The sequence below is a fragment of the Ramlibacter sp. genome, from assembly GCF_035706265.1.
Lineage (GTDB): Bacteria > Pseudomonadota > Gammaproteobacteria > Burkholderiales > Burkholderiaceae_C > Ramlibacter.
This window is the reverse complement of record NZ_DASSVG010000238.1, coordinates 1-2,329: the sequence shown is the minus strand read 5'-3', so window position 1 is coordinate 2,329 and position 2,329 is coordinate 1. Positions and strand designations below refer to the sequence as shown.

General features: G+C 70.5%; 3 protein-coding genes. 2 read left to right on the top strand and 1 reads right to left on the bottom strand.

Features of this window, described 5'->3' with window-relative positions:
• Positions 1-47: 47 nt before the first annotated feature.
• Positions 48-620 (bottom strand): cob(I)yrinic acid a,c-diamide adenosyltransferase, encoded by a 573-nt coding sequence (locus VFM98_RS08995; protein ID WP_325109580.1) that lies wholly within the window; start codon positions 618-620, stop codon positions 48-50.
• A gap of 142 nt (positions 621-762) precedes the next feature.
• Here VFM98_RS08995 and VFM98_RS08990 point away from each other — a divergent pair, with 142 nt between their 5' ends.
• Together VFM98_RS08990 and VFM98_RS08985 are read left to right on the top strand one after the other, a co-directional pair.
• Complete coding sequence (locus VFM98_RS08990; protein WP_325109579.1) at positions 763-1,425, top strand: hypothetical protein; 663 nt, start codon at positions 763-765, stop codon at positions 1,423-1,425.
• A gap of 67 nt (positions 1,426-1,492) precedes the next feature.
• A partial coding sequence (locus VFM98_RS08985; RefSeq protein WP_325109578.1) for an FAD-binding oxidoreductase occupies positions 1,493-2,329 on the top strand: 837 nt, incomplete at its 3' end.

The window sequence follows — 2,329 nt, the reverse complement described above, 5'->3', positions numbered from 1 at the left end:
CCATGTTTAGGACGGATCAGCAGCCGGCTCAACCCCCGTCATAGGATCTACGAGGAGCCAGGCTCCGAGCGCTTCAAGCGCTCGCTCTTCCAGTACACATCGTCGCCGCCATTCATGCGGTTGAATACGCGCGCCAGCACGAACATCAGGTCCGACAGGCGATTCAGGTACTGCCGCGGGGCGTCGCGCACGCTCTCCTGCGCGCCCAGGGCCACCAGCGCGCGCTCGGCGCGCCGGGCCACGGTGCGGCAGACGTGCGCCTGCGCGGCGGCGCGGTTGCCGGCGGGCAGGATGAACTCCTGCAAGCGGGGCAGCTGCGCGTTGTGATGCGCCAGCGCGGCGTCCAGCGCCGTCACCGCTTCTTCCTTCAGCAGCTCGAAGCCGGGGATCGACAGCTCGCCGCCGAGGTTGAAGAGCTGGTGCTGGATGTCGATCAGCAGCTCCCGCGCATCGGCGGGCAGTTCCTCGCACAGCAGCACGCCGATGTGCGAATTGAGTTCGTCCACGTCGCCCATGGCGTGCACCCGCAAGTGGGCCTTGGGGACGCGCGTGTTGTCGCCGAGGCCGGTGGTGCCGTCGTCCCCCGTGCGTGTGGCGATCTGGGTCAGCCGCTTGCCCATGATGGTTCTCCTGTTGCGCCATTGTGCGCGATGCTCCTACAGCAAGTCCCGGCGCGACGGTGATTGCCATTCGCGCGCCCCGGGCAAGCATGGGATCAGGCCGCCCATGTCCGGGCGACGGCCGCATCGACAGGAGTCGCCAATGCTTGCCTCGATCCGCCTTGCCGCAGCCCTGGCCTGCGCCCTGGCTGCCGCCTTCCCCGCCGCAGCGCAGACTGCGCGCGCTCCCGCCCGCGTGCAGCCGGCCCCCAACCCGGTGCCCTCCAACGCCGCACGCATCGCGCAGACCGCGCCACGGCCCACTGGCCTCCAGCCGATGTTCCCCGCCGGCCTCTCGTCTGGCAGCGGCGCGGCGGTGTCGACCAACCCGATCGCCCAGAGCACCACGACCGTGCCGCCGACGGGCAGCAGCCTCACCACGACGACCCTGATCCCGAGCGAGCTGCCGCCGGCCAACTCACCGACGACCACCACCAACGGTCCGCTGGCGGTGCCTGGCACGCCGACGACGATCGTGTCGCCCGGCGTCGGCACGCTCACCGGTCCCGTCACCACTCCGGTGGCGACCAACGTGCTCGGCGCCGGCGCGACGGTGCGCGGCCCGGGTCAGACCGTCGGCGGGGCCGGCGGTTTCAGCGCCACCGACGAGGCGCGCTCCTTCTTCTTCGCCGATGCCAACCACGACGGCGACCTGACCCGCGCCGAGTTCTCGCGGCTGAGCCTCGCCACCATGAGCTTCGAGGAGATGGACCGCAACTACGACGGCGTGATCACGCGCTTCGAGTACGAGGACTCGGTGCGCTGAGGGTTTCCCTGGCGCGGCCCGGCCGCGGAGGCGCGACTACACTGGCGGGCTGCCTCTGGAGTACCGCATGAACGCACCCGCCGCCCTCACGCACCTGGTTCCCGAAGTCCGGCAGCGTGCAGTCCCGCCCGCGCTGATCGAGGCGCTGAAGAAGCGCTTCGGCGAGCAGTGTTCCACGGCGCTCGCCGTGCGCGAGCAGCATGGCCGCGACGAGTCTTCCTTCCAGGCGCCGCCGCCGGCGGCCGTGGTGTTCGCCGAGAACACGCAGGACGTGGCGGATGCGGTGCGGCTGGCGAGCGAACACGAGACGCCCGTGATCCCCTTCGGCGTCGGCTCCTCGCTGGAGGGCCACCTGCTGGCGGTGCAGGGTGGCATCAGCATCGACGTGGGCCGCATGAACAAGGTGCTCTCGGTCAACGCCGAGGACCTGACGGTCACGGTGCAGGCCGGCGTCACGCGCAAGCAGCTCAATGAGGAGATCCGCAGCACCGGCCTGTTCTTCCCGATCGATCCCGGCGCCGACGCCACCCTCGGCGGCATGGCTGCGACGCGCGCCTCCGGCACCAACGCCGTGCGCTACGGCACGATGCGCGAAAACGTGCTGGCGCTGGAGGTGGTGACGGCCGCCGGCGAGGCGATGCGCACCGGCACGCGGGCCCGCAAGTCCTCCGCCGGCTACGACCTCACGCGCCTGTTCATCGGCAGCGAGGGCACGCTGGGCGTGATCACCGAAGTGACGCTGCGCCTGTACCCCATCCCCGAGGCGATCTCGGCGGCGATCTGCTCCTTCCCGAGCATCGAGGCCGCCGTGCGCACCACGATCCAGATGATCCAGCTGGGCGTGCCGATCGCGCGCGTGGAACTGATCGACCACAACTCGGTGCGCATAGTCAACGCGCACAGC

Bases quoted from the DNA above. Each gene is read 5' to 3' on its own strand.
- VFM98_RS08995 (WP_325109580.1), bottom strand. From the start codon at position 620: ATGGGCAAGCGGCTGACCCAGATCGCCACACGCACGGGGGACGACGGC.
- VFM98_RS08990 (WP_325109579.1), top strand. From the start codon at position 763: ATGCTTGCCTCGATCCGCCTTGCCGCAGCCCTGGCCTGCGCCCTGGCT.